The following is a 19,909-nucleotide window of genomic DNA, read 5'->3' on the forward strand; positions in this document are numbered from 1 at the left end:
CGAAACCTCATCTGCACATGCCCTCCAATGTCAGAATACGAAGAAGCCGCAGAGTAAACTCTCAAAACCCCCGCCAAAAAAGCGGGGGTTTCGCCAATCGGAAACCTGTGTTCTGATTTGAGCCTGTTTTAGATGTCGTTTTTACCCAGCGAAGCGTCTTTTCTGCTTGCTGCAGGTGCGAAGGCCCCGTACCTCTGCCCGTGGGACACCCCTCCCCAACGAGGGGCGTGTATCTGGAAGGGTAATACAGATGACAATCGAACAACCGGCGACGCGGCCGGCCAATCCGCGTTTTTCCTCGGGCCCTTGTGCCAAACCCCCCACATTTGATCTGACCAAACTGGCGGATGCTGCCTTGGGTCGTTCGCATCGTGCTGCGGTCGGCAAGGGCAAGCTGAAGGCAGCCATCGAAGGCACGCGCGAGATTTTGGGCATACCTGCTGACTACCGCATCGGTATCGTTCCTGCGTCTGACACTGGCGCGGTTGAAATGGCGTTGTGGTCTCTGCTGGGCGAACGCAAGGTCGAGATGCTAGCCTGGGAAAGCTTTGGTTCTGGTTGGGTCACTGACGTTGTAAAGCAGCTGAAGATCGATGCCGAGGTGAAGACCGCCGATTACGGTCAGATCGTTGATCTGGCATCTATCGATTTTTCCAATGATGTTGTGTTTACCTGGAACGGCACCACCTCGGGTGTGCGGGTGCCGAATGGCGACTGGATTGCCGAGGACCGTAAGGGTCTGACGATTTGTGATGCGACCTCGGCAGCGTTTGCGATGGATCTGCCTTGGGACAAGCTGGATGTGACCACTTTTAGTTGGCAGAAAGTGCTGGGTGGAGAGGCTGCGCATGGGATGCTAATCCTGTCGCCCCGCGCCGTTCAGCGGCTTCAAAATTATACCCCGGCATGGCCATTGCCGAAGATTTTCCGCCTTACCAAGGCGGGCAAGCTAATCGAGGGCATTTTCACCGGAGCAACGATCAACACGCCCTCGATGCTGGCGGTCGAAGACTACTTGTTCGCTTTGGGCTGGGCGCGCTCGGTTGGCGGCTTGCAAGGCCTGATCGCCCGTGCGGATTCCAATGCGGGTGTGGTGCATGCGTTCTGCGATCAAAACGACTGGATCGGCAATTTGGCCGAGGACGCAGCGACACGTTCGAACACTTCAGTTTGTCTTAAGTTCACCGACGCGCGTATTCAGGATGGTTCGGCTTTTGCCAAGGCCGTGGCCAAACGGCTCGAAGCCGAAAACATCGCACTGGATATCGGTGCCTATCGCGATGCCCCTGCGGGTTTGCGCATCTGGTGCGGTGGCACGGTCGAGACCTCGGATATCGAGGCGATGTTGCCATGGCTCGCATGGGCCTTCGAGACCGAGATCGCGTCGCAGACTGAAGCTGCCTGATGTTATTGCCGGGCCACCCAAGGCCCGGCGCTTCCATACAATTCAAGGACCAAAGATATGGCCCCCAAAGTACTCGTATCTGACAAACTCAGCGAAACCGCCGTGCAGATCTTCCGTGATCGCGGCATTGATGTGGATTTCATGCCCGATCTGGGTAAGGACAAAGACAAATTGGCCGAGGTGATCGGTCAGTATGACGGCCTCGCCATCCGTTCGGCCACCAAAGTCACGCCCACCATTCTTGATAAAGCCGACAAGCTGAAGGTCATCGGCCGTGCAGGGATCGGCACCGATAATATCGACAAGGATGCGGCTTCAAAAAAAGGCGTGATCGTGATGAACACGCCGTTTGGAAACATGATCACCACCGCCGAGCACGCCATTGCGATGATGTTCGCGGTCGCACGGCAAATTCCCGAGGCCAGCACCTCGACCCATGCGGGCAAGTGGGAAAAATCCAAGTTCATGGGGATCGAACTGACCAACAAGACACTCGGTGTGATCGGCGCGGGTAATATCGGCGGCATCGTTTGCGAGCGTGCGCTGGGGCTAAAGATGAAGGTTGTCGCCTATGATCCCTATCTGGGCGAAGAGAAAGCCGCCAAGATGGGCGTTGAAAAGGTCGAGCTGGACGAGCTGCTGTCACGTGCTGACTTTATTACTCTGCACGTGCCGCTGACCGACCAGACTCGTAACATTCTGAGCCGCGAGAACCTTGCCAAAACCAAACCCGGTGTGCGCATTGTCAATTGCGCGCGCGGCGGTTTGGTCGACGAAGACGCGCTGGCCGAGGCGTTGCAGTCGGGACATGTCGCTGGGGCGGCTTTTGATGTGTTCAGCGAGGAGCCTGCCAAAGAGAACGCTCTGTTCAATCTGCCCAATGTTGTGTGCACACCTCACCTTGGCGCGGCAACGACCGAAGCGCAGGAGAACGTGGCGTTGCAGGTGGCCGAGCAGATTTCGAACTACCTGCTGACCGGCGCGGTAGAAAACGCGCTGAACATGCCAAGCGTTACGGCAGAAGAGGCCAAGGTCATGGGGCCGTGGATCAAGTTGGCTGGCCATTTGGGCAGTTTCATTGGTCAGATGACGGACGAACCGATCAAGGCGATCAACATCCTTTATGATGGTGTTGCGGCCGAGATGAACCTGGCGGCTCTGAACTGTTCGGTGGTCGCTGGTATCATGAAGAAATTCAACCCCGAGGTGAATATGGTTTCTGCTCCGGTCGTGGCCAAAGAGCGGGGGATCCAAATCTCGACCACCAATCAGGATAAGTCCGGAGCCTTTGAAGGCTATATCAAGGTGACCGTCGTGACCGGGAAACGCGAACGTTCGATCGGGGGAACCGTGTTCAGTGACGGCAAGCCGCGCTTTATTCAGATCAAAGGCATCAATATCGATGCCGAGGTTGGCGCCCACATGCTTTATACCACCAACGAGGATGTGCCGGGTATCATCGGTGCATTGGGGCAAACTATGGGCACGCATGGTGTGAACATTGCGAACTTTACCCTTGGTCGCGCTGAGGCGGGAGGCGAAGCGATCGCGCTGTTATACGTCGACGAACCAGTTCCGGCTGAAGCGCGCGCGCAGCTGGCGGAAACCGGTCTGTTTACCCAGATCAAGCCACTGGAGTTTGAGGTGGCCTGAGTGTCGCTGTTGAATTTCTGAAACAGATTGATGCCCGGGCTTGTGCAAAGCGCGGGCATCGCCTTTTCAAAGAGTCGTATTTGCGTCAGAAGTGCAGCAGTCGCAGATGCCCGAGGGGAACCAGATGACCAACCCGATCTACGCAATCGGTGATTTGCACGGGCGTGTGGACGAGTTTGACCGCGCATTGTCGCTGATCGAGCGCGATGGTGGTCCGGACGCCGAAATCGTGTTTTTGGGTGATTACGTCGATCGAGGCCCAGATAGCAGGGGCGTCATTGACCGTTTGATCGCAGGACGTGATGCGGGCAGGCGCTGGGTCACCCTGCTAGGCAATCATGACCGGATGTTTTCGTGGTTTCTGGAAGATGTGCCACGTCACGATCCGCATATGTTGGTAGGATATCATTGGCTGCACGAGCGGTTGGGTGGTGTCGAAACACTTCAAAGCTATGACGTGTTCTTCGATCAGCAGACGCGCTTAGAGGATCTACATGCCATTGCACGGGGCGCGGTTCCTGTGGCGCATCGGATGTTTCTACGGGGGCTCGTGGCCATGCATCAAACGCCAGAGATTGCGTTTGTTCACGCAGGCATCCGGCCCGGAATACCGCTGAGCGAACAACGGGAAAATGATCTGGTGTGGATCAGGCAGAGCTTTCACAATCACCGTGGCCCGCATCCGAAGCTTATCGTCCATGGACATACGCCTGTGGATCGGGCGACGCATTATGGTAATCGCATCAATCTGGATAGCGGTGCAGGGTATGGCCGCCCGGTAGGCGTTGCGGTGTTTGAAGGTCGGGATTGCTGGTTGCTGACGGATAAAGGCCGCGTTGCGCTATTGCCCTGACGATCAGGATTGTGTGAACAGGTCTTTGCAGCGGTCACGCAGGATGTTTTTTTGCACCTTGCCCATTGTATTACGCGGCAGTTCGTTAAGCAGGATCAGTTGGCGGGGATGTTTAAAACGGGCCAAAGCACCCTGTATCGTATCCATGATCGCTTCGATATCGGGCGTCTGACCGGGGGTCGGAACCAGAATGCCAACCGGGGTTTCTCCAAAATCCGGGTGGGGTACGCCGATCACCGCGCTTTCCAGCACGCCGGGTTGTTCATCCAGCAGCAGCTCGATCTCTTTAGGGTAAATGTTGTACCCCCCTGAGATGATCAGGTCCTTCCCGCGTCCGACGATGTGGACATATCCATCCTCGTCGATCCGTCCCAGATCACCGGTGATGAAGAACCCATTTTCGCGCAGTTCGGCGGCGGTTTTCTCGGGCATTTGCCAATAGCCCTGAAACACGTTGGGGCCGCGTACTTCGATGACCCCGATTTCACCATTTGGCAGAGTCTCCCCCGATTCAGGGTCCGTGACCTTCAATTCGACATCTGGCAAGGGAAATCCAACGGTTCCTGCGCGGCGCTCGCCGTCGTATGGGTTTGACGTATTCATGTTGGTTTCGGTCATTCCGTAGCGTTCCAGAATGCGATGGCCGGTCCGGTCTTCGAATTGAACATGCGTGTCTGCCAGCAAAGGTGCCGATCCTGAAATGAACAGCCTCATATCCTGCGTCAGCTCCCGCGTGAACCGTTGGTCGCTCAGCAGCCGGGTGTAGAAGGTTGGTACGCCCATCATCGTCGTTGCCTGAGGCATCAGACGTAGCATGTCGTCCAGGTCGAATTTGGGCAGAAAGATCATCGATCCACCCGAGGCGAGCATGACATTGGTCGCAACAAACAGCCCATGGGTGTGAAAAGTCGGAAGTGCGTGGAGCAGCACGTCGCTGTTCGTAAACTGCCACTCGTTTACCAGAGTCTCCGCGTTCGATAGCAGATTGGCTTGCGTCAGCATCGCCCCTTTCGAGCGTCCGGTCGTGCCCGAAGTATAGAGGAAAGCGGCCAGATCGTCCTCGGTCCGGCGGACCGGTTCAAAGGCAGGAAGCATCCCCAACGCACGCCGTGTCAGGCTACCCGAACCGTCCGCGTTCAGCGTCTCGAACCGGGCGTTGTTCTTTTGTGCGATATCAGCAAGCCCAGCCTCGTTGGCCGCGTCGCAGACCACCAGAGATGCGCCGCTATTTTCGATGAAATAGCTGAGCTCTTGCGTCGTGTAGCCCGTGTTGAGGGGTAGAAAGATCAGCCCCGCCTGGACACAGGCGGCATAAAGCGCCAGTGCTTCGGCGGACTTCTCCACCTGCACTGCGACACGGTCTCCCGGTTCCAGTTCCAGTCCGGTCAGCGCATTGGCCAAACGGGCTGCCGTGTCCAGAAACGCGGCATGGGTCAGTGTCTGACCATCGGCGAGATGCAGAAACGGCGTGTCCTTGCCCGCATGAATGCCAAACAAACGATCATAGAGCGGGTTGCCCATCCCGGTTTCCTTTCCATCCGACGCTGGAACTCTGTCTCGTAAATGGCAGGGGGTAAAGCCCGGAAAATCAGAATTCGGTGGTCATCCGGTAGCCCGCTGCAAAGTACATTTTGGCGAAGGTCACCGGCTGACCTTGCAGCCATGTGATGCGCTCTGCCGTAAAGACGGGCTCTCCTTCGGACACATCTAAAAACCCGGCCAATGTGGCGTCAGCGCGGCTGGCTAGAAATGTTAGCTCGACATTTGTGAAAGGGACGGTTTGCACCAGCCAGTCATTCGGTCCGATACTTGAGAAATCGGCCTGTTCCACTTGCGGTACGCTGTCGATCACGATCCAGCGGTCCTCGAACTGAAAGGGTGTGTTGGTGGAAAAATGCATGCATCGCACATGCATGACTCGCTGATCCACGCGCAGGGCCAGACGAGCCGTCAGCCAATCGGGAGCGGTCTGTGTTTCATGCGATACCAGCGCATAGCGATAGGTGCCGCCCGCAGCTTCAATCTCATCACGGACCAGTGGAATGGTGAATCGTGCCTGACGCTGCGGCGCGCTGAGAACCCGGGTGCCCGCCTTTCGACGCCTTTCCAGAAACCCTTCATCCGCCAGTTCCCGCAGCGCACGGTTGACTGTGGTGCGGGTGCACGAAAATTCCACCGCAAGCTCTTGCTCATTGGGAAGCAGGGCATCCGGTTGCCATTCGCCGGATCGGATGCGTTGCAGGACGGTTTGCTTAATGTCTTTGTAGCTGGTGGTATCGCTTGTCTGGGTCATGATTCAAAGGTCGCCAACAGGTCACTCATCGCCGCGCGATAATTGGTCAGGATCGCATCGCGAGCGATGTGCCGCCCTCCGCACACTTGATGTCGCCCGGCAGACCACAAATCGGTCACAGTTCCGTCTGGCGCCGCAAAGCAGAGCCCGTCAAGCAGTTGATCGTCGCGCAGACTGCACAGAGTTGGGTGGCTGCGATCGATTGCGACCAGATCGGCAAGGTGACCCACAGCTATATTTCCAGCCGCGCGCCCAAGGGCTTGCGCTCCACCTCGTGCGGCCCCGTTATAAAGAGCCTGACCAACCGATCCTTCGCCGCGCACCAAAACCGTGCGCGCTTTGTCACGCAACCTTTGGGAATATTCCAGCGTCCGCAACTCCTCAGGCAGTGAAATGCGTACATTCGAGTCTGATCCGACACCAAAGGCACCTCCGGCGTCGGTATAGACAGCCCCATTGAAGATGCCATCGCCCAGATTGGCCTCGGTGATCGGGCAGAGACCTGCCACCGCTCCGGATTGGGCGAGGGCGCGTGTTTCATCATCGGTCATGTGGGTGGCGTGGATCAGGCACCAGCGCTCGTTCACGTCCACGTTGTTCAACAACCAATCCACCGGACGCTGACCCAGAGCGGCCTCGACATCCGCGACCTCCTTCTCTTGTTCCGAGATATGGATATGCACCGGGCCGTTAGGAGTTGCCTTGAGCACCTGCTGCAGGTCATCCGGTGAGGTCGCGCGCAAGGAATGCGGCGCGATGCCAATCTGACTATCTGCGTGGGGCAGAAGCGGTTGGCACTCTTCAGTAAGCTGCAAAAACCGATCCACATCATTGCTGAAGCGTAACTGACCACCTGCTAGCGGCTCTTGTTTGACGCCGCCATAGGTGTAGAGCACCGGCAGATGCGTCAGGCCAATCCCGGTTTGGCTTGCTGCCGAAAAGATGCGCTGGCTCAGCTCGGAAAGCTGCGTATAGGGCGCACCGCCGGGTTGTTGGTGGACATAGTGAAATTCCCCGACCGAGGCATACCCGGCCTCCTGCATTTCCATGAAAACCAGTGCAGCGATGGCTTCGATGTGCTCAGGGGTGAGGCGATCCAGAAAGCGGTACATCAGGGTGCGCCAGGTCCAAAAGCTTTCGCGCCCGGCAGCGCGGGTTTCGGTCATACCGGCCATGGCGCGCTGAAAGGCGTGGCTGTGCAGGTTGGCCAAAGCGGGAAGCAGGACATCGACACGGGTGTCGCTTGGATGGGCGTCTTTCCCGTGTTCCAGCTTCGTGATCCGACCGTGTTCGATTTCAACCCGAAGATCGCTAACCCAGTCAGAGCCTAACAGGGCCGTTTTGGCATGAACCGTCATCGCAACTCCATTTTGTGTAGACTTTATGTATTTACCCGTATACGAAAAATCAAGCGCAGGGGGAGCCCAAAAGAATCGCCATGACGAAAAAAACCGTAATTTGCAGCAAACAGGTGGCCACCATGGGGGGCGACCAGCCCTATGGGATGATTGAGGATGGCGCGATTGCCGTCGAAGGATCGCAGATCGTATGGGTGGGCCGCCAATCTGAAGTTCCAGCATCTTATGCTGAATGGCAGCGTGTTGATTACGGGGACCGACTGATCACGCCCGGGCTGATTGATGCCCACACCCATGTAGTATTCGGCGGTAACCGCGCGGTTGAATTCGAGATGCGCCTAAACGGAGCGACCTACGAGGAAATCGCGCGCGCGGGCGGGGGCATCCTGTCGACCGTAAACGGCACGCGGGCGGCAACAGAAGATGAGCTGCTGGCAGGTGCTCTTCCGCGCGTGGATGCGCTGTTGGCCGAAGGTGTGTCCTGCATCGAAGTGAAGTCGGGCTATGGGTTGGATACCGAATCCGAACTGCGCATGCTGCGTGCCGCGCGCCGGATTGCGCAGGAGCGGCCCGTTCGGGTTAACACCAGCTTTCTGGGCGCACACGCTACTCCGCCGGAATTTGCGGGCCGCGACGATGCCTATATCGATGAGGTTTGCATTCCGACCCTACGCGCGGCCTATGCCGAAGGACTGGTGGACGCGGTGGATGGGTTCTGCGAAGGCATTGCCTTTGACCCCACACAGATCGAACGGGTTTTTGTTGTCGCGCAAGAGCTTGGCTTGCCGGTGAAGCTGCATGCTGAGCAGTTGTCTAACATCGGCGGGGCAAAGCTGGCGGCAGCCTACGGGGCTCTGTCCGCTGACCATATCGAGTATCTGGACGCCGACGGTATTGCTGCCATGGCCACCGCCGGAACGGTTGCGGTCCTTCTGCCCGGCGCATTCTACACGCTGCGCGAGACGCAGATGCCGCCAGTTGAGATGTTGCGCCAGCAGAATGTGCCAATGGCGCTGGCGACCGATTGCAATCCGGGGTCATCACCGCTGACCTCTCTGCTTTTGACGATGAATATGGGATGCACCCTGTTTCGCATGACGCCCGAGGAAGCCCTGGCAGGTGTCACCCGCGTCGCGGCCCGCGCCTTGGGTCTGGATAATACGGGCATGATCGCACCCGGTTTGCGTGCTGATCTCGCCATCTGGGACGTGTCCCATCCGGCCGAGCTGTCTTATCGCATCGGTTTCAACCCTCTGTACAAACGTATTTTTGGAGGTGAGGAATGACTCCCATACCACTCACTCCGGGTCAGGTTACGCTGGATCAATTGGCCGAGATTTATTGGGCCGAGGTTACGATATCGCTGGATGAAGCTTGTCGCCCCAAGGTTGACGCTGCTGCGACTCGAATTGCGCAAGCCGCCGAAGGGACTGAGCCTGTCTATGGCGTGAATACCGGCTTCGGTAAGCTGGCAAGCCATAAGATTGCGGCCAAGGACACCTCGACCCTGCAGCGCAACCTGATCCTCAGCCATTGTTGTGGCGTGGGCCCTGCGGTACCGCGTCGTCTGGCGCGGCTGATGATGTCATTGAAGCTGCTGTCCTTCGGGCGCGGGGCGTCGGGTGTTCGCTGGGAGCTTGTCGAATTGCTGCAACAAATGCTGGCGCGAGGTGTAACGCCCGTTATCCCAGCGCAGGGTTCCGTTGGCGCGTCAGGTGATCTGGCGCCCTTGGCGCATATGACCGCAGTGGTGATCGGTGAGGGTGAAGCCGAGGTAAACGGCACCGTCATGCCGGGTGCGGAGGCTTTGAAAACAGCTGGGCTAGAGCCGATTCAACTTGGCCCAAAGGAAGGTCTCGCGTTCATCAATGGGACGCAATTTTCGACCGCCTTTGCGCTGGCCGGTCTGTTCGAAGGCTGGCGCGCGGCGCAAAACGCGTTGGTGATTTCGGCGGCGTCAACGGATGCGATCATGGGATCCACCGCCCCTCTGCAACCCGAAATTCATGCTCTGCGTGGTCATCGCGGGCAGATTGAAGCAGCGGCGGCGATGCGGGCCACTTTGGACGGCTCTGAAATCCGCGAAAGCCATCGCGATGGGGATACGCGGGTTCAGGACCCATACTGCATTCGTTGCCAGCCTCAAGTGACCGGCGCGGCGATGGACGTAATCCGGCAAGCTGCCGCAACACTGGTGATCGAGGCCAACGCCGCCACCGACAATCCGCTGGTTCTGACCGATCCGGATGCCATCGTATCGGGTGGGAACTTCCACGCCGAGCCGGTGGGTTTTGCCGCCGATATGATCGCACTGGCCCTGTCTGAAATTGGAGCAATCGCGCAACGTCGGATCGCGCTGATGGTCGATCCTGCGCTCAGCTTTGATCTGCCACCATTCCTGACGCCAGAGCCAGGGCTGAACTCGGGCCTGATGATCGCCGAGGTCACTACGGCCGCTCTGATGAGCGAAAACAAGCACCTGGCCAACCCTTGCGTGACAGACAGCACGCCGACATCGGCCAACCAGGAAGACCACGTCTCGATGGCTGCCCACGGGGCGCGGCGGCTGAGCCGGATGGTGGATAATCTGAACTATATTTTGGGGATCGAACTGCTCTGTGCCGCACAAGGCATCGAGTTCCGTGCGCCTCTGGCTACCAGCAAGTCGCTGAACAGCGCGATTGGGCGTTTGCGCGAAGATATCCCATCACTGGGCGATGATCGCTATCTGGCGCCCGAGTTGGAGACGGCGAAGTCGCTGGTCGAAAGCGGCGCTGTTCTACAGGCGGCTGCCCAGCCCATGCCGGAGCTGTCGTAATGCAGGTTTTCAGTGTTCAGAGTGGCGATGGGCCTATCGTTCTGGGGCAGCCGCATGGCGGTACGTTTGTACCTGACGACGTTGCCGCGCGACTGAATGCGAACGGGCAAATTTTGGCGGATACGGATTGGCACATCAACAAGCTCTACGACGGGTTGGTGGCCAATGCGACGGTCGTGCAATCCCATATCCACCGTTATGTGATCGACGCCAACCGAGACCCTGCGGGCGCATCACTGTATCCGGGGCAGAATACGACAACACTGGTGCCATTGACCGATTTTGACGGTCAGACGATCTGGGCAGAAGGACAGGAGCCCTCAGCCGATGAGATTGAAGCGCGACGCATCGCTTACCACGCGCCCTACCACAACGCGCTTGAGCAAGAGCTTGAAAAGGTGCGCGCAAAACACGGGGTGGCGATCCTGTTTGATTGCCACTCGATCCGCAGCAAGATCCCGTTCCTGTTCGAAGGTACCCTGTCGGATTTGAACATCGGCACCGATGGCGGTGTGACTTGCGCCCCCGGTATAGAGGCCGTGGCCTATGAATTTTCGCATTCCTCCCCCTACAGCACCGTCCTGAACGGGCGATTCCGAGGGGGCTGGACGACCCGCCATTATGGCCGACCTGATGAAGGCCAACACGCGATCCAGATGGAGCTGGCGCAATCCACTTATCTGTCCACCGAGACCCCTCCGTGGGCGTTTGATGAGAAGAAAGCCACCCGTCTGCGTCGCTGGCTGGTGGATATTCTTGACGCCATCCAAGACACTGCATTGGAGCTTTGACATGACCGATCCTCGCAAGAATACCCGCGATATCTATCCGCCCACCGGCCCCGAACTGAACGCAAAAAGCTGGGTGACCGAAGCGCCATTGCGGATGATGATGAACAACCTGCATCCAGACGTGGCCGAAAACCCGCATGAGCTGGTGGTTTATGGAGGCATCGGTCGCGCGGCGCGGACATGGAACGATTTCGACCGGATCGTCGCAGGGCTGAAGGATCTCGAAGAAGACGAAACCCTGATCGTGCAGTCGGGCAAACCAGTGGCGATCATCCGTACTCATAAAGATGCACCGCGCGTTCTGATCGCCAACTCAAACATCGTGCCGCATTGGGCCAATTGGGATCACTTCAACGAGCTCGATAAGAAGGGCCTGATGATGTACGGCCAGATGACGGCTGGGTCGTGGATCTATATCGGTACGCAGGGCATCGTTCAGGGCACCTATGAGACCTTTGCCGAGGCAGGTCGTCAGCACTATGGCGGTGACCTTACTGGCAAGTGGATTCTGACCGGTGGTCTGGGCGGCATGGGTGGCGCACAGCCTCTAGCAGCGGTGTTTGCCGGGGCCAGTTGTCTGGCAGTTGAGTGCAATCCAGACTCGATCGATTTCCGCCTGCGCACCAAGTATCTCGACGAAAAAGCCGAAACGCTGGACGAAGCGCTTGAGATGATCGACTGCTGGACAAAGGCGGGCGAGGCGAAATCTGTGGGTCTGCTGGGCAATGCGGCGGAGGTGTTCCCCGAGATTTACGCGCGGATGCAGGCCGGTGGCATGCGCCCCGATATCGTCACTGACCAAACCAGCGCCCATGACCCGATAAACGGGTACCTGCCCATCGGCTGGAGCATGGCGCAGTGGAAAGACAAGCGTGAGACTGATCCCAAAGCGGTTGAAAAGGCTGCTCGCGCGTCGATGAAGCAGCATGTGGCTGCGATGGTTGATTTCTGGAACGCGGGCGTTCCGACGCTGGATTACGGCAACAACATTCGGCAGGTGGCTCAAGACGAAGGTCTTGAGAACGCCTTTGCGTTCCCAGGATTTGTCCCCGCCTATATTCGCCCGTTGTTCTGCAAAGGCATCGGCCCGTTCCGCTGGTGTGCCTTGTCTGGTGACCCCGAGGATATTTACAAGACTGACGCCAAGATGAAGGAATTGTTCCCCGAGAACGAGCACCTGCATCGCTGGCTGGACATGGCGCAAGAACGCATCGCGTTTCAGGGTCTTCCGGCACGTATTTGTTGGATCGGCCTTGGTGATCGTCATCGCGCCGGCTTGGCGTTCAATGAAATGGTGGCCAATGGCGAGTTGAAAGCGCCGGTTGTTATTGGGCGAGACCATCTGGACTCGGGCTCGGTCGCCAGCCCCAACCGCGAGACGGAGGCGATGCTGGACGGCTCGGATGCGGTGTCGGATTGGCCGCTGCTGAACGCGCTGATCAATACGGCGAGCGGTGCGACATGGGTTTCGTTGCATCATGGCGGCGGCGTGGGTATGGGCTTTAGCCAGCATGCAGGTGTGGTGATCTGTGCAGATGGAACCGAAGATGCCGCACGGCGCTTGGAGCGGGTGTTGTGGAACGACCCGGCCTCGGGTGTCTGGCGTCACGCGGATGCAGGGTATGAGATCGCCAAAGATTGCGCCCGCGAACATGGGCTGCGGCTGCCGGGTATTCTGGGCTAGATCAAACTGCCTCTGGTGAAAATGCTGCACCTGCGATATCCCGCAGGTGTGCTAACCGGAGGCCCGACATGTACATAGCCACTCTGCTGACCAACCCGGCGGCCCCATCGCTTGAGGCGACGCTGGTCGAGTCCTTGCGGAACGCCTGGGGCGGTGGTGATGTGCAATGGCTCAGTCCGGATGAGGCGGCCGAGTTTTCGCTGACTGATATGCCGGACAATAAATGGGATGTCTGGGCAGACCTGCAGAACATGGGCGTTGATCTTGTTGTCCAGCCCGCCGAAGGGCGGCGCAAAAAGATGCTGCTGGCCGATATGGACAGCACCATGATCCAGCAGGAATGTATCGACGAGTTGGCTGACGAGGCCGGTGTGGGCGATCGGGTCAAGGACATCACCGCGCGGGCGATGAATGGCGAGCTGGATTTCGAAGGGGCGCTGACCGAGCGCGTTGGTCTGTTGAAAGGGCTGGATGAAGGCGTGATCGGCAAGGTTCTGGACGAACGGATCACTCTGATGCCCGGCGGTAAGGCGTTGCTGGCCACGATGCGCGCGAATGGGGCCTACGCTGCGCTGGTATCGGGTGGGTTTACCGCTTTTACGGCCAAGGTCGCCGAAGAGCTTGGATTTGATGAGAACCGAGCGAATACATTGCTGGCTGAGGATGGCAAGCTTACCGGCGACGTGAAGCGGCCCATTCTTGGGCGACAGGCCAAAATTGAGGCATTGGAGCAGATAACGGCCAGCCTTGGCATTTCAGAAAGTGATGCAATCGCCGTTGGTGACGGGGCCAATGATCTGGGAATGTTGGGCCGCGCGGGCACGGGTGTAGCGCTGCACGCCAAGCCCTCGGTCGCTGCCGAATGTGATGTCCGCGTAAATCACGGCGATCTGACTGCTCTGTTATATTTGCAGGGATATGCTAAGGCGTCTCATCGCTACTGATCGCGTATATTCACCTTTCAATTTGGTTGCTCAAAGCCTACGAGCAGAGTAATTTTGCTGCAATGCTACCGGGTCCCAAAATGCTTCAAGTTCGGTGGTCGAATAACCAAGTTTGATGGCCAAGTTTAGTACCGCGTTCAGAAGCGGCTCTTGAATCTCTCCAATATCTGTTCGCAGGATTCGCTGTACTTTATCTACAGGCGGTGACGAAACGTTGTACTGGGCCGGACCAGCGAACCTGTTTAGAAATAATTTCAACTTTGGATCGTTAGCTGCGTATAGGTCCTCAAACTTATAAATTCCCGAAAATCCTGGCACATCGTGCTGTTCTAAAGCGAATTGGTTGATCTCAAGCCAATTGAACAAGTTTTTCTCGAATGGCGAGAAGGTCTCAGCATTCTCAGCCACATCCTTGTGATAGACAGTTGGGTCGTTCGGATGAATTGCAGCTATTCTTTCCGTACGCCTACCTCTGGAGACATTTGGAACAAATATCCCATGGGTGGCGTGAGACGCGGCGACACTAAATGGATTTCGAACTAGATGCGCAAATCGCAGAGATTCACCAAAACGCTCCGCAAAATAGGGCAGCCATGCGTAACTTGTCCAACCTACATCGATGTAGTTTTTGTCTTCCGCAAGCAGATCTTCAATCTCGATCAGCTTGCGCTGGATCTGCACATGTTTGCCAAGAACGCCAAAGTAATTCCTTGGGCGACGGAATACCCTTCTGGAATGATAATCCGGGCCGATTCCTTCATGCTCAACGGTAACTTGAGGCAATGAATCTGCCAGTATCGACGCCAGATTTTGTGTCGATGTTCGACCCGTTGAAAGAAGAAATCTGACGGTCGCCATATTGGTTTCTTAACTCCACTCTTTCCTAAGCAATAAGTCGTGGAATCTTCCGGTGCAAGCTAGTGATTTATCAGCGAAACCCAATCGAATAGACCGGCCACTTGATTATTTAACCAAAAAATTAAATAGTAGACTTATGACGCCACTGCTGACCGCATTCTCCGCCTTGTCTGATGCCACTCGGTTCTCGATTGTCGAGCAACTGATGGACGAAGGCGAGCTGCCCGTCGGCGACCTGATTGAAGGCAAGGGCATGTCAGGGGCTGCGATCTCGCGTCACCTGAAGGTCCTGCGCGAGGCCGGGTTGGTGCAACAACGGGTGCGCGGCACGCAGCGGATGTATTCGGTGCAGCCTGAGGGTCTACGCGCAATTGCCGAGTGGACGATTTCGAAACGACAATTTTGGGAAAGCGGCCTCGACCGTTTGGGCGAACTTATTGAAAAGGAGAACTCATGGCCGACTTGAAACTGGAACGAGATTTTCCCGTCAGCCCCGAGGACCTGTTCGCATGGGTTAGTGATGGCGCAAAGCTGCTGCGGTGGTGGGGCCCCGAGGGCTTGCACGTGCCGGAACATGACCTCGATTTTTCACGGCTGGGTCCGTGGTATTCGGTGATGCAGAACGGTGAGGGCCAGCAATTCAAGGTCTCAGGGCATGTCACCCATATCGACCGGCCAAAGTCGGTCGGGTTTACGTGGGCCTGGCACGACGATCAGGATCAGCGCGGTGCCGAAAGCCATGTGACCTTTTCGGTTTCCGCGACCGACAGCGGATCACGGCTGGTGGTCGATCATCGCGAGCTTGTTGATGCCGAGTCGGCTGCGAACCATAATGAAGGCTGGACATCGTCGCTGCGCAAGCTCGAAGCACTTTGCAATTAGGTTTTCATCAGGGAGGAGCGATATGCCCCAATATTTGTTTGTTTATCACGGGGGCCACACCCCAACCGATCCCGCCGAGGTCGATGCGACCATGGCCGCTTGGGGTGCCTGGTTTCAGGACATTGGCGGTTCGCTTGAGATTCCCGGAAATCCTGTGGGTCAATCCTATACGGTCACCAACGGTGGCGTTGAAGATAATGGCGGCGCCAATCCGGCCTCGGGGTTTACGGTTGTAAAGGCTGATAGCATCGAAGCCGCAACCGCGATGGCCAAGGGCTGCCCGATGGTGGTGAACGGCTCAGGCTCGGTCGAAGTGGCCGAGGTGCACGAGATCGAGATGTAAGTCTTAGCCGGGGAAGTCCGGCGCTGGCTTGATCACACCACATTCCAGCCCGCGACGGCTGTATTGCGTGGCGTTCATGAATTTGCGGGTGGCCGGGTGATCGGCCGCCAGCACGCCCAAGCTTACCAGAATGGCCGCGATGGCGCATTCGCTGGCGCGGGTCGTGCCATCCGTGATTTTCAGCGCTACACCCATTCTCTTCTCGGGAATGATGGCGACAAAGACGGCTTCGGCCCCTGTTTTGATTGCCACGCGTCCATTCATCGCGCGCATTAATTCGGTACAGGCGCGGGTTTCTCCGGCGACAAGTTCGGGGTGCTTCACCATCGCCGCCGTAAGCTGCGATGCTGCTTCGCTGGAGCGGTCTGACCGGTCAGCGGCTGACGCAAACCACGCCATTGATCGCGCAAGTCCGACCAGGGACGTTGCAAAATTCGGGGCTGAACAGCCATCGATCCCAAAGGTTGGGCTCGTCTCACCTGTGGTCTCTTCGATGGCAGACAGGCAGGCCTGCTGAACCGGGTGATCGATTTCAAGATATTCAGGCCCGGCCCCCATATGCTGGGCCAAAGTCAGGAAACCGCAATGCTTACCTGAGCAATTGTTATGTATCTGGCAGGGCGTATCGTCCGCCAGGATGAGTCCGTCTCGGGCTGCCATGTCAGCGGGTTCCTGCGGGCCGCAGCGCAGATCGGGCTCGGACAGGCCGAGGTGATCGAGCCATGCGGACACGCGATCGGTATGGATATGCGCCCCGTTATGCGAGGCACAGGCCAGTGCCAGATGTTCGCTGTTCAAACCGTATTTCGCCGCCGCACCCGAGGTGATCAATGGCAGGGCCTGGATCATTTTGGCCGAGGATCGGGGATAGATTATCGCGTTCGGATCCCCCCAACTGCGCACGATCTGACCACTATCGTCACAGATCACTGCGTGACCCAGATGCAGGCTCTCTAATAGCGATCCGCGCCAGAGTTCTGTCATCGGTACGGCTTGTGTCATGTCCACCCCATAAATCATGCGCAAAAATCTGCCAATCGCCCTTTCGCCTGTGGCGAAACCTGCGTTAGTGTGTGTATGTCGACAATCATCGGAATACGCAACTGAACAGACGAACCGGCAGGGTTCGCACGCATGTCCGATGGGTATGAGGTATTAGGTCGGGCTAGGAGGCTGGACAGATGGGACTAAAGCTCGTTCGCGTGATCGCGGGCCTGTGCATGGCAGGAATTGCGACAACGGCAATTGCTCAGCAGGCTACTAGTACGAACCGCGTCGCGGCAAAGACCGATTGGAGCGTGTTTGTCGAAGAAGACCCCACCGAATGCTGGAGCGTTTCCGCGCCCAAGGAAACAGTGAACACACGCGGTGGCCGCGTCGTTTCCGTGCGGCGCAGCGATATCCTGCTGTTTGTTTTCTACCGCCCAAATGCTGAGGTCAAAGGGCAAGTGACCTTTACCGGCGGCTATCCGTTTGCCTCTGGATCGACTGTCAATCTACTTGTCGATGGCAGCGAATTCGAACTGTTCACGGATGGCGAATGGGCGTGGCCTGCAACCGCCTCGGACGATGCCAAGATCGTCACGGCTATGAAGCGCGGAAGCGAAGCCGTGCTGACTGCCCGTTCGGAACGTGGAACACAGACCAAAGATACGTTCTCATTGCTGGGTTTCACGGCCGCGATCGAAGACGCTGAAAAGCGCTGCACGAACTAAAGTGCACACAGATATGACCTCGAAACCCCGCTATCCGGCGGGGTTTTCTACGTATGGGTAGATCTTTTGGGTTTATTGGAAATTTATCCAACGTCAGAATGTGTTTTTGATCCGTGTCAAAGCCGACTTCTCAAATTTCTGAACTAATCAGTTTAGATCAATTTGAGGAGTTGGCAATGAATCCAAACAAATATCTGTCCGCGCTTTTGGTGGCGTCTGCGGCGATCCTTGCAGGATGCGAGAAGGAAGCGGAAACTTATCCAATTACGGGTGAGCAATGTGGACCGGAGGATCCCGTAAAAACTCTGGATGCAGAAGATTGCTACATCCCACCTGCAGTAAACTGACAAAATTGGACCGCTCAGGTTTCTGCCTTGGCGGTTCAACTTGATTGGGCGTGGGTTTTGATCTGTGATAGACAGGTGTCTCTGTCAGGAGGATCGAGGTATGCGATGGGCTATTGTTTTTCTGCTGTTTCCCATGTCCGCAGTTGCGGACCCAACACTGGAGTGTATCAACGCCGGATCGCAGGTTGAGATTGGGTCTTGTGTTTCGGACATGGAAACGCGCGTGAATGCCGCGATAGACTCCAGCTATTCCTTGGCACTTGGCGCTGCAAGGGAACTGGATGACGTCACCGGCCGCGCTGTTGCCACGCCCGCGCTGGAGGCATCGCAAAACGCGTGGACAGCTTATCGCGATGCACAGTGCGAAGCGGTGGGTGCGTCGTTTGGTGGTGGATCAGGCACCGGCATTGCCATAACTGCGTGCCGCGTTGATCTTGGGCGGGCACGTGTTGACGAATTGCTGCGCTATGCAAATTGATGCACGATTTCTTTTGATCTTTGTGCGCGTTCCTATATAGAGGCGCATCCCAAGCCAGAATCCATTGAGATAGCCACATGTCGCCCAAAGCGCCGATCACTCAAGATGTCATGACCATCCCCCGCAAATTGCCCGAGGGGAAGGTGAACCTTGTTGGCCTCACCCGTGATCAATTGCGCGATGTGCTGATTGAGCATGGTACACCGGAAAAGCAGGCAAAGATGCGCACCGGCCAAATCTGGCAGTGGATCTATCAATGGGGTGTGCGCGATTTTGGTGAGATGACCAACCTCGCCAAAGCTTATCGGGCACAACTTGCCGAGAATTTCTTAATCGAAATCCCCGAAGTCGTGACCCGTCAGGTGTCTGAGGACGGCACACGCAAATACCTGTGTCGCATCGCGGGAGGGCACGAAGTAGAGGTCGTCTACATCCCCGAAGAAGATCGCGGTACGCTGTGCATCTCGTCTCAGGTCGGCTGCACGCTGACCTGCTCATTCTGTCATACGGGTACACAGAAACTGGTGCGCAATCTGACCGCGGCAGAGATCGTCGGACAGGTCATGATGGCGCGGGACGATCTTGAGGAATGGCCGACACCCGGTGCCCCCAAGGACGAGACACGGCTGTTGTCGAATATCGTGCTGATGGGTATGGGCGAGCCGCTCTATAACTTTGAAAATGTCCGTGACGCGATGAAGATTGCCATGGACCCCGAAGGAATATCTCTGTCGCGCCGACGTATTACCCTGTCGACTTCGGGTGTGGTGCCTGAAATTGAACGTACCGCCAAGGAAATTGGCTGCCTATTGGCGATCTCGTTCCACGCCACAACCGATGAAACCCGCGACGTGCTGGTGCCAATCAACAAGCGCTGGAACATCGAAGAGCTGCTGCAGGCACTGGCCAGCTACCCCAATGCCTCGAACTCCGAGCGAATTACATTTGAATACGTGATGCTGGATGGCGTGAACGACAGCGATGAGGACGCGCATCGACTGATCGAGCACATCAAGCGCCATAAGATTCCGGCCAAAATCAACCTGATTCCGTTCAACGAATGGCCCGGCGCGCCTTACAAGCGTAGCTCGAACAATCGCATCCGAGCCTTTGTCAATATCATCTATCAGGCGGGTTATGCCTCACCCATCCGCAAAACGCGCGGTGAGGATATCATGGCTGCCTGCGGGCAGTTGAAATCGGCCACCGAACGCGCCCGAAAATCGCGCAAGCAGATTGAGGCCGAGGCTGGCCTGAACCATTAGATTCCGCAGATTGTCCGTCACTACGATAAACTTAATAAATTGAATGCTGTTTTGGCATTCAGAATTTGCTATGTTTAAGGGGCATCTGCTCTGGTTGGGGGGTCACTAGCAAACACAAAGTGGTGAAGTTGCTGGGGCGGTGCTGGCAACACTATTTAAGGCCGCTATCATTTTTCGAACTTAATGCGGCATTTCGGCGAACTGATCAGTCAGGGAGGCCAT

General features: G+C 57.0%; 20 protein-coding genes. 15 read left to right on the forward strand and 5 right to left on the reverse strand.

Annotated features, from left to right (window positions below; translation table 11 throughout):
• The first annotated feature begins 250 nt into the window (after positions 1-250).
• From ACR0DU_RS12075 to ACR0DU_RS12085, 3 genes are all read left to right on the forward strand, one after another.
• On the forward strand, positions 251-1,405 hold the full coding sequence (locus ACR0DU_RS12075) for a phosphoserine transaminase (protein WP_480874853.1): 1,155 nt from the start codon (positions 251-253) through the stop codon (positions 1,403-1,405).
• Between the two features lie 57 nt (positions 1,406-1,462).
• On the forward strand, positions 1,463-3,058 hold the full coding sequence (gene serA / locus ACR0DU_RS12080) for a phosphoglycerate dehydrogenase (RefSeq protein ID WP_010440643.1): 1,596 nt from the start codon (positions 1,463-1,465) through the stop codon (positions 3,056-3,058).
• Between the two features lie 124 nt (positions 3,059-3,182).
• The gene (locus tag ACR0DU_RS12085; protein ID WP_480874856.1) at positions 3,183-3,911 is read left to right on the forward strand and encodes a metallophosphoesterase family protein; all 729 of its coding nucleotides are present in this window, start codon (positions 3,183-3,185) and stop codon (positions 3,909-3,911) included.
• Between the two features lie 3 nt (positions 3,912-3,914).
• On the opposite strand, the gene ACR0DU_RS12090 is transcribed toward ACR0DU_RS12085, so the two are convergent.
• The 3 genes from ACR0DU_RS12090 to ACR0DU_RS12100 all read right to left on the reverse strand — a co-directional run bounded on the left by ACR0DU_RS12090 (position 3,915) and on the right by ACR0DU_RS12100 (position 7,562).
• Positions 3,915-5,432: a malonate--CoA ligase gene (locus ACR0DU_RS12090; protein ID WP_480874858.1), complete on the reverse strand. Its 1,518-nt coding sequence runs from the start codon at positions 5,430-5,432 to the stop codon at positions 3,915-3,917.
• Positions 5,433-5,499: 67 nt separating this feature from the next.
• Positions 5,500-6,204, reverse strand: coding sequence for a GntR family transcriptional regulator (locus tag ACR0DU_RS12095; protein WP_480874861.1), 705 nt, complete (start codon positions 6,202-6,204; stop codon positions 5,500-5,502).
• Entirely contained in the window at positions 6,201-7,562 is a 1,362-nt protein-coding gene (locus ACR0DU_RS12100) for a formimidoylglutamate deiminase (protein WP_480874864.1), read from the reverse strand. Before ACR0DU_RS12100 ends, ACR0DU_RS12095 begins: the two co-directional genes overlap by 4 nt.
• Before the next feature lie 80 nt (positions 7,563-7,642).
• On the opposite strand from ACR0DU_RS12100, the gene hutI reads away from it, so the two are divergent.
• The 5 genes from hutI (at position 7,643) to serB (ending at position 13,799) form a co-directional block, all read left to right on the forward strand.
• Entirely contained in the window at positions 7,643-8,848 is a 1,206-nt protein-coding gene (gene hutI, locus ACR0DU_RS12105; RefSeq protein WP_480874867.1) for an imidazolonepropionase, read from the forward strand.
• Positions 8,845-10,380 (forward strand): histidine ammonia-lyase, encoded by a 1,536-nt coding sequence (gene hutH, locus ACR0DU_RS12110; protein ID WP_480874870.1) that lies wholly within the window; start codon positions 8,845-8,847, stop codon positions 10,378-10,380. Before hutI ends, hutH begins: the two co-directional genes overlap by 4 nt.
• The gene (gene hutG, locus ACR0DU_RS12115; protein ID WP_480874872.1) at positions 10,380-11,171 is read left to right on the forward strand and encodes an N-formylglutamate deformylase; all 792 of its coding nucleotides are present in this window, start codon (positions 10,380-10,382) and stop codon (positions 11,169-11,171) included. Before hutH ends, hutG begins: the two co-directional genes overlap by 1 nt.
• 1 nt (position 11,172) lies before the next feature.
• Positions 11,173-12,855 (forward strand): urocanate hydratase, encoded by a 1,683-nt coding sequence (hutU, locus tag ACR0DU_RS12120; RefSeq protein ID WP_480874874.1) that lies wholly within the window; start codon positions 11,173-11,175, stop codon positions 12,853-12,855.
• Between the two features lie 68 nt (positions 12,856-12,923).
• Entirely contained in the window at positions 12,924-13,799 is an 876-nt protein-coding gene (gene serB / locus ACR0DU_RS12125) for a phosphoserine phosphatase SerB (protein WP_480874876.1), read from the forward strand.
• A 30-nt stretch (positions 13,800-13,829) separates the two neighbouring features.
• Here serB and ACR0DU_RS12130 read toward each other — a convergent pair whose 3' ends face one another.
• Positions 13,830-14,657 (reverse strand): hypothetical protein, encoded by an 828-nt coding sequence (locus ACR0DU_RS12130; RefSeq protein ID WP_480874878.1) that lies wholly within the window; start codon positions 14,655-14,657, stop codon positions 13,830-13,832.
• Between the two features lie 136 nt (positions 14,658-14,793).
• On the opposite strand from ACR0DU_RS12130, the gene ACR0DU_RS12135 reads away from it, so the two are divergent.
• Genes ACR0DU_RS12135 through ACR0DU_RS12145 form a run of 3 tightly spaced genes read left to right on the forward strand, consistent with a single transcriptional unit; the run spans position 14,794 to position 15,882 of the window.
• Entirely contained in the window at positions 14,794-15,123 is a 330-nt protein-coding gene (locus ACR0DU_RS12135) for an ArsR/SmtB family transcription factor (RefSeq protein ID WP_480874880.1), read from the forward strand.
• Complete coding sequence (locus ACR0DU_RS12140) at positions 15,111-15,539, forward strand: SRPBCC family protein (protein ID WP_480874881.1); 429 nt, start codon at positions 15,111-15,113, stop codon at positions 15,537-15,539. Before ACR0DU_RS12135 ends, ACR0DU_RS12140 begins: the two co-directional genes overlap by 13 nt.
• Before the next feature lie 22 nt (positions 15,540-15,561).
• Positions 15,562-15,882, forward strand: coding sequence for a YciI family protein (locus ACR0DU_RS12145; RefSeq protein ID WP_480874884.1), 321 nt, complete (start codon positions 15,562-15,564; stop codon positions 15,880-15,882).
• A gap of 3 nt (positions 15,883-15,885) precedes the next feature.
• Here the strand turns inward: ACR0DU_RS12145 and ACR0DU_RS12150 are convergent, their stop codons facing one another.
• On the reverse strand, positions 15,886-16,884 hold the full coding sequence (locus ACR0DU_RS12150; RefSeq protein ID WP_480874886.1) for an asparaginase: 999 nt from the start codon (positions 16,882-16,884) through the stop codon (positions 15,886-15,888).
• A gap of 179 nt (positions 16,885-17,063) precedes the next feature.
• Between ACR0DU_RS12150 and ACR0DU_RS12155 the strand changes: the two genes are divergently transcribed.
• From ACR0DU_RS12155 to rlmN, 4 genes are all read left to right on the forward strand, one after another.
• Complete coding sequence (locus tag ACR0DU_RS12155) at positions 17,064-17,597, forward strand: invasion associated locus B family protein (protein WP_170780892.1); 534 nt, start codon at positions 17,064-17,066, stop codon at positions 17,595-17,597.
• 176 nt (positions 17,598-17,773) lie between these two features.
• Positions 17,774-17,944: a hypothetical protein gene (locus tag ACR0DU_RS12160; protein WP_170476416.1), complete on the forward strand. Its 171-nt coding sequence runs from the start codon at positions 17,774-17,776 to the stop codon at positions 17,942-17,944.
• 100 nt (positions 17,945-18,044) lie between these two features.
• A complete protein-coding gene (locus ACR0DU_RS12165; protein ID WP_480874889.1) occupies positions 18,045-18,422 on the forward strand; it encodes a lysozyme inhibitor LprI family protein in 378 nt (125 codons plus the stop codon).
• A 77-nt stretch (positions 18,423-18,499) separates the two neighbouring features.
• Positions 18,500-19,687, forward strand: coding sequence for a dual-specificity RNA methyltransferase RlmN (rlmN, locus tag ACR0DU_RS12170; RefSeq protein ID WP_480874891.1), 1,188 nt, complete (start codon positions 18,500-18,502; stop codon positions 19,685-19,687).
• The last annotated feature ends 222 nt before the right edge of the window (positions 19,688-19,909 follow it).

The sequence above is a fragment of the Ruegeria sp. G2 genome, assembly GCF_056533505.1.